General features: G+C 39.9%; 7 protein-coding genes. 1 reads left to right on the plus strand and 6 read right to left on the minus strand.

Features of this window, described 5'->3' with window-relative positions:
* Positions 1–120: 120 nt before the first annotated feature.
* From AC5JMK_RS10690 to AC5JMK_RS10705, 4 genes are all read right to left on the minus strand, one after another.
* Positions 121–2061 carry a BamA/TamA family outer membrane protein gene (locus tag AC5JMK_RS10690; protein ID WP_495910050.1) on the minus strand — a complete coding sequence of 647 codons (1941 nt, stop codon included), beginning with the start codon at positions 2059–2061 and terminating at the stop codon, positions 121–123.
* Positions 2062–2280: 219 nt separating this feature from the next.
* Positions 2281–2712: a C6orf136 family protein gene (locus AC5JMK_RS10695; RefSeq protein WP_495910051.1), complete on the minus strand. Its 432-nt coding sequence runs from the start codon at positions 2710–2712 to the stop codon at positions 2281–2283.
* Positions 2713–2723: 11 nt separating this feature from the next.
* Complete coding sequence (locus AC5JMK_RS10700; protein ID WP_495910052.1) at positions 2724–3878, minus strand: glycoside hydrolase family 10-like protein; 1155 nt, start codon at positions 3876–3878, stop codon at positions 2724–2726.
* A 20-nt stretch (positions 3879–3898) separates the two neighbouring features.
* Entirely contained in the window at positions 3899–4714 is an 816-nt protein-coding gene (locus AC5JMK_RS10705) for a DUF1206 domain-containing protein (protein ID WP_495910053.1), read from the minus strand.
* Positions 4715–5344: 630 nt separating this feature from the next.
* Between AC5JMK_RS10705 and AC5JMK_RS10710 the strand changes: the two genes are divergently transcribed.
* A complete protein-coding gene (locus AC5JMK_RS10710; RefSeq protein ID WP_096678578.1) occupies positions 5345–5935 on the plus strand; it encodes an Npun_F5749 family FMN-dependent PPOX-type flavoprotein in 591 nt (196 codons plus the stop codon).
* 105 nt (positions 5936–6040) lie between these two features.
* Here the strand turns inward: AC5JMK_RS10710 and AC5JMK_RS10715 are convergent, their stop codons facing one another.
* Both AC5JMK_RS10715 and AC5JMK_RS10720 read right to left on the minus strand, forming a co-directional pair.
* Positions 6041–6514, minus strand: a complete 474-nt coding sequence (locus AC5JMK_RS10715; protein ID WP_096678580.1) for a chemotaxis protein CheW — start codon at positions 6512–6514, stop codon at positions 6041–6043.
* A partial coding sequence (locus tag AC5JMK_RS10720) for a response regulator (protein WP_495910054.1) occupies positions 6511–7320 on the minus strand: 810 nt, incomplete at its 5' end. The genes AC5JMK_RS10720 and AC5JMK_RS10715, both read right to left, overlap by 4 nt.

Genomic DNA, 7320 nt, shown 5'->3' on the forward strand with positions numbered 1-7320 from the left:
TGAAGTAAAACCCAGATTCTTGAGTAACTTCAGACTTGTGTGTACACCGTAGCCCCGTAAACGCTTAGGGTTAGGGTGGGGTAAAAATATTTTTGCAAGAGGTCTATTGATTTGAGAAAATCAAAAACGCTGACCGATACCAAAGTGAAATTTGCTTTCACCTTGGTCATTGATACCGTAGTCAGCGCGAATTAAGCCCAAGGGTGAATTAAAGCGTATACCTGCACCGTAACCAAAACCAATTCCTGGTTTATCGCGTACTCCTGCTGGATTTCCTAATACAGTGTCACCAGAACCCAAATCAGAAGCGAAGTCACCAAACAAAACGCCACCGAAATTTTGCCACACTGGAAAGCGGTATTCTGCGGAAGCTAATACATAACTCCGACCATTACCAAGTTGACCAGAATCATAACCGCGCACAGAATTTGGTCCACCCAAGTTAAATGTTTGATAAGGCGCTAAATCACCAATCACAGTTCCAGCTTGCAGGTTCACAGCAAATACTTGTGGCTTTTGAGAATCAAATAATTTAATTGGCACAAATCGACTATAGTTCGCCTCTAGGCGATTCATCGAAATTTCACCCTTTCCGATGGGAATTGATTGTTCTGTTTTTAAACGTAAAACAGATCCTTGAGTTGGGTTAGCGGGATTATCTCGGTTGTCTTTGCCAGCAGTAAAAGATACAGTTGTCAAGTCGTCGATGCCTGTACCACTAAAAGATAAAGGATTACCTTGAGCATCGAAAGGGGTAATTTTGCCATCGCGATCGCGGATGCTAGTACGGCTGTAATTAAATCCTAAGCTGGTATCCCAACTTTCTATTGGTCGCTGGAATGTTAAACCACCACCAAATTGACCTTCCCGGACTTTATCACCATTGGCTAATTTAATTTCATCATCAAAGGTATTCGATTGTTCGCGATTACGAAAAGCACTGATAGTGTAACCAAGGGCGTCGGGATTATTAGCTCGATAGGGACTGGTAAACTTACTATCAAACTGGAGATCACGCGCACCGACTTGGAGATTGGTACCAAAAGAGTTGTTAACGCCACCAACATTTTGGTCTTGAAACGAAAGACTACCAACCAAACCTTCGTCAGCGTTGTAATTACCTCCCACATTCACAGCACGTGCGCCCCTTTCCTGAAGTTGGTAAATAACATCTAGCTTCGTTGCATCGCCTTCGAGGGCGACATTCACGCTGTCAAATAAACCTAATTTATATAACTGTTGTAAGTCTTGTTTAACTAAATTTTCTTGGAAAAGTTCACCTGGTTTGAGTTTGATTTGTTGGCGGAGAAAATCTGTTTTTGTTCGCCCTTCTATTGGTTTACCTTGTTCATCTACTGTTTGTCCTTGATCATTAACAAAGCGGAATTTAATATCGCCTACTAATCCTTCTGCGACATTGACACTCAAAATTCCTTCGCGATTGGGTGTAATTGATAACACCCGCGCTACTTTGTAACCGTTGTCAGCGTACCATTGATTGATTTGCTCGACTGCTTGCTGTAAGTTAGCAGGACTAATTGGTTTACCAACTTGAGATTGAAATGGTTTTAAAGCTTGTTGATAGTTAAGGACTTTTGCACCAGAAAATTGAAGCGATCGCACTATGACAGGTTGCACTTGATAAACTACATTTAAACCTGCTTTGGTACTTTGGCTATTGACGCTAACATTAGCAAATAAACCAGTATCTAAAATTGCTGCCACATCTTGTTGTAATTGAGTTTGGCTAGTTTCGCCGCCAACTTGGGTTTTAATTATATTGCTAATGATCTGCTGCAATTCTGGTGTCGCACCAACAATTTGTACATCTGTAGCTGTCACAACTAAATTATTGTTTTGCGAAAACTGCGAAACTACAACTGTTTCCGGTGATGCGATCGCATCTGTTTGTGCAGATGTTACTTCGGTTGCTTGCACTACTACATTTGTAGTTTTTTGATTCTGTGTGGAATCACTAGTAGGTGCAGCAGTTGCTTGCTGAGTCACATTGCTAGTGGCTAAAGTAGCTAAAGTAAAAATTGCAGCAGAAGAAATTCGCATAATTAATAAAGCCTGATTGACAGGAAGTTAGCTTGTATTTGTTTATCAGAGAATAGACAATGGCGATAATACTAACTACCAGTCCCCTCCGATTGCTTACGGATAGATACGCCATTTATATCTCTTGACCACAAAGACACCTACAAGTAACTTTTTGTTTCTGTTCGTAGTAAGACCAAGCGTGCTTATGTGGTCGCTAAAGCGCTGACTACGAACCCATTAATTATGATCTTTTCCCTTACGAAAAAACTGCTGTAAAATTTCTCCTGGTTTTCGATCCCAAGTGTCGATATGCTCGTAAATTAAAGCATCTTGGTTGAGTTTATAAGTAGAATAGCCATTGAAAAATATATGTGCTTTCCAGGGAACACGTAACACACCCCGCACAGTCCATGTTGCTAGGATGATATCTTTGGCTGACTGAGATACTTCATGTAAGTCAAAATAAATCTCTGTGAAAAACAAGCGAGCATGAAAACGTAAAGTCCAGAAGATAATACGGTAATTTAATTTACCTTTAAATTGATTAACTGGGTCTTTGAAATATATATTTTGTGTATAAATATCGTAGGAAATATCTTTTTCAAATAGTGTCGGTAAATCGTGTCGCAGAGTCTCTATAATCTGATCAATTCGCGATTGATAATCCACAACTATTGCCTCTAAAAAATAGCTTTGAAAAATCGTAGTAATCTTTGCCACATAGAAGATAATCCTATTTTATCTGCACTTGGTCTATTTAAATCGGCAACAGTAGGAAAAGTTGCTAGTTGAGCATAAGGCCCTTGCCGTAATACCTTCGCCAGAGCATTATTATCTGCTCGCAAACCTTCATAGAAAAAGAATACCTCTCCCGCCATCCCACAATCACGATTAAACTCAATTACTTGTAAAAGTTGTTTAGCACTGATTTCATAGGAACCGATTTTCATTAAAATTCCTGGCGCTAATCTTGCTAATTCTCTACTAGATAATTGCTTGTTGATCAACTGCTCAAGTGTACATCGATAACTCAAGATATCACGCCGATATATCTGTGGATGCAAGATATCAACTAGCCCTTGTTCTAACCAAGTCCGCGAATCTTGTAAATATTCTTTAAATCCCCAGCCAGGAATATTAGGAGCCATTGAGACTATTAAATTAGAATTTATTGCTTTGACTGATTGATACAAACCAGCAAGAAATTCTGTCAGAATGTCAGCGCGCCACCTTAACCACTGATCATCTTTAGGATTTTGTGGGGGATTTTTACCAAACTGCTGGTTGTAGAGTTTTACCGTGAATTGGTCATAACCGCCTTCACAGGGTAATGCAGGTAGGCGATCGTCACCTTGAATTCCATCAACGTCGTAATTTTGTACAACTTCTAGGATTAAACTCAACATAAAATTTTGTACTTCTGGGTTGAGAGAATTCAACCACTCGAAGCCATTTTTCTGGAGTAAATTACCATTGCAATCACGTGCAGCCCATTCTGGTTTTTTCGCTAATAATGGCCCGCCATTCATCTTGTAGGAACTAGCAAATCCATATTCAAACCAAGGAATGACTTTAAGACCAACTCGATGCGCGGTGGTTACTACTTCTGCTAACGGGTCACGTCCGAGAAATGATGAATCAATTTCCGTACCGAAGGTCTGTTGCATCACTTGACTCGGATATAGTGTTGCTCCTTTACCCCAGACAACTGGAAAGACAACATTAAAGCCCGTCTCGGCGAGAAAATCCATCGCTTCCGCAATGCGTTCTTGAGAACGGAGAACCTTGCTATCAGTAGTAGTAAGCCAAACGCCTCGAATTTCAATAATTGCCATATTTTGTGAGAACAAATTTTTTAATTTGTTGCTAGCTGACTATATCGTGCTTGCACTACCATATATACGCCATAAGCAATCAAACCTAATGCTACGATACCCAAGAGCCAAGGGCCATAAGGCTGTTGCGCTAAGGTCTGTAATGCTTGGTCTAAACCTCCTGCTTGAGTTGGATCATACTGAGTTGCTGCTTCAATCAAAAACCAGCCAATTATGCAGAATACAACACCCCGCGCAGCTACGCCAAATCTGCAAATTGTCATTACCCATTTACGTTCTGGATTGCTCAATTCTGTTATGTTGAGTTTTTTACGAAGTTTTTTACTAAAGGCTTGATAAAACTGATAAAAACCCAGGGCGATAATCAATACTCCAACAGTCCCAATGAGCCATTGACCAAAGGGTTGAGAAAGTATACGTGCTGTCCAATCTTGTGTAGAGTTACTATTACTATTTCCACCACTGCCAAGAGCAAGTTTGATAGCAGTAAAAGCTAAACCAGCGTAGATAAAGCCGTTAATTGCATAACCAATTCTTTTTGCTATTCCTTTGGCATCTGTTCCATTATTTTCTGGATCTTTGATCGCTTCTACAAAACGCCAAATCACATATCCTATTAAACCGATAGCTATTAACGCGAGCAAAATTTGACCAAATGGCTGTTTGACGAGTTCTTGGAGTGCGCCCTGAGAGTCTGTGGTTTTTCCACCGCTTCCCACTGCTGCTTGCAATGCGAGGAATCCGACAACAGCGTATACTATTCCTTTGGATATATAACCAAATCTAGCTAGGCGATCAATCCAAGTTGATGGATGGTGTATTAATTGCTGGGTCATAGTTCTTTGAATATAATTATAGCTATGGTTTTACCAGGCTTAAGCTAGGATTTTCATCCATCTTAAGGAGAATTGCCTATTTTCAAGAGACTGATTTCTAAATTTAATTAGTTGCTAAAAAATCATATTTTTACTTTTTAACGTAGACGCCAAGCAACTTTATAAAGGTTGCTACTAAGACACTAAGAACATCTCGGAGAAAGCAAAACTATTAAAAATATTTTGAATTTTAGATATTTACTAAATAAAATAAATTGTGTTATCTTGAATATGAAAATATAAAATATAGTTAGAATTTTTCAGTTAATACCATTTCCATATGAAGATGCATAGAAAGAACCCCACCGCCTTCGGCACCTCCCCTTACCAAGGGGAGGTTGGGAGGGGTTAAAATAATGTGCAGCTTCATATTTAATTGGTATAAGCTTGTTAATTTAAATAATAGGAATTACCTCATACCAGTTCTATATGAAAATGCAACAAATCAGATCCCCCAACCTCCCTTAATAAGGGGAGCTAAGAAATTATTTAGCGCAGCTTCAGGGAGAAACGGTATAACCGTAGTCACTGGAACAGGAACGACCGGAATTAGTTAATCAATATATACAGGAGTATGTGGGGCTGTAATTTATGTCTATTGCTCCTTGGCGAAGTGCGATCGCTCGCGCTCTTCATCGCAACCGCAGTCTTGTTTATGCTCGTTACTTACAACTTGCAACAGTCAGAGATAATGGCCGTCCTGCTAATCGGACTGTGGTATTTCGTGGCTTTTTAGAGGATAGCAATCAGCTAAAATTTATTACTGATGACCGTAGTGAAAAAGCTACTCAAATCCTACTAAAACCTTGGGCAGAAGTTTGTTGGTATTTTCCTAGTACACGCGAACAATTTCGCATCAGTGGCTGTTTAACTCTGGTGGGAAGTGATTATTTTGACCCAATATTACAACAAGTCCGGATTAATACTTGGCAAGAATTGAGTGATGCTGCACGTATACAGTTTGCTTGGCCTCATCCTGGGAAACCTAGAAAAATGGAGGAACAGAAAGCTTTTATCCTACCACAACCTGATCCAGTACACCCATTACTAAATTTTTGTCTACTACTACTCGATCCCGCCAAAGTAGACCACCTAGAATTGCGTGGTGAACCACAAAATCGCTGGCTCTATCGCTATGATGACCAGCAAAAAGAGTGGTCTATGCAGGCTATTAATCCATGAATGCGATCGCACTTCCTTTAATCATTGATTTATTGAACGTTTGTGGAAAATGTATAAATATACTCATGATTGCGATGAATTGACTTGCAATATTTGTGTCGCTAACTATTCCATTAGTTGACAACATTTAAAAACTTGTTGCAAGTCCAATAAAAAAATAGTTTTTGTGGCTTTCTCTTGTGAAACTACAATGGCGTGACTAAAAATATCAAGCAAACTAGACTGATAGTGAGATTGTGATAGTGGCTGCATCATTTCTAGGGGCAACTCTATCAGATCGGGTGGTTCATATATGAGAATACCGTAGAGTTCTGCTTGAGAAATGGGCGTAATCAGTAAAAAAGCTTGTTTTTTTGGTAATTGATGTACATCTTCTCTACCTAAATACTGATGCAAATCTAAAACCCGAATTATATGGCGACCAACCTGAATGAGTCCCATTTTGCTGAGTTTGTGATCATCTCCAACAGGACAAGTCAAAACTTTTAATACAGCTTTGATTGGTAGCGCCAAGCAGTAATCTGCCACTGTAAAAGTAATGAACTTTTCTGATTGGGACTGATTTTGGATAATTTTCATGTGTTGTCCCTCTCAAGCAGATTTGCCACCATAGCTAATAGCTTTTGTTCCATGTAGGGCTTGGTCATATATGCAGTAGCTCCTAATTGCAAAGCCAGAAAGTGGTGTTTTTCGCTACTTTGAGATGACAGAATTAATACGGGAATGTCTGCTAAAGCAGGAATTTGTTGACGGGATCGGAGAAATTCAAATCCGTTCATACGAGGCATTTCGATATCACAGATTACCAGTTGAATATCGCTGAGGTGCTGGAACTGCTCAATTCCTTTGTGACCATCCTGTGCTTGAAATACGCAGTAGCCAGCTTTTTGCAGAGCGATCGCTACAGATTGGCGTGTAGTTAGTGAGTCATCTACAATCAAAATTCTTGCACTTGCTTTGGTATCGGACTCTGATGCAGAGAGCGCTGATATGACAGTATGAGAATCAGACAGCAATGGTTGTTGAGAACTTGGTGGAAGCAATGAGGTTATCGATTTTGCCCAAATTCTAGAGATTTGGTCATTGTGCTGTTTAGCCAGAACTTTTTGCAGTAATGTTCCCCCATCTATCACCAACGCCAACTCACCGTCAGCCAGAATACTGGCACCGTGAACATAATTAGGTGCTGCAATCATTGCCCCCAAAGGACGAATAACCAATTCCTGCTCTCCAATTAGTTGCTCGACTTCTAAGCCCAAAAGTTGCTCTTGACAACGAATCAACAGTATGGGTAGTGGGGGAGGAGGGGTGGGGGGGTAAGAGAGGGGAAAAGTTGGAGAATTGTAATCTAAAATACTCGCAAGTGAGTAAATTGACACCAGTTT

The sequence above is a fragment of the Pelatocladus sp. genome, from assembly GCF_059505505.1.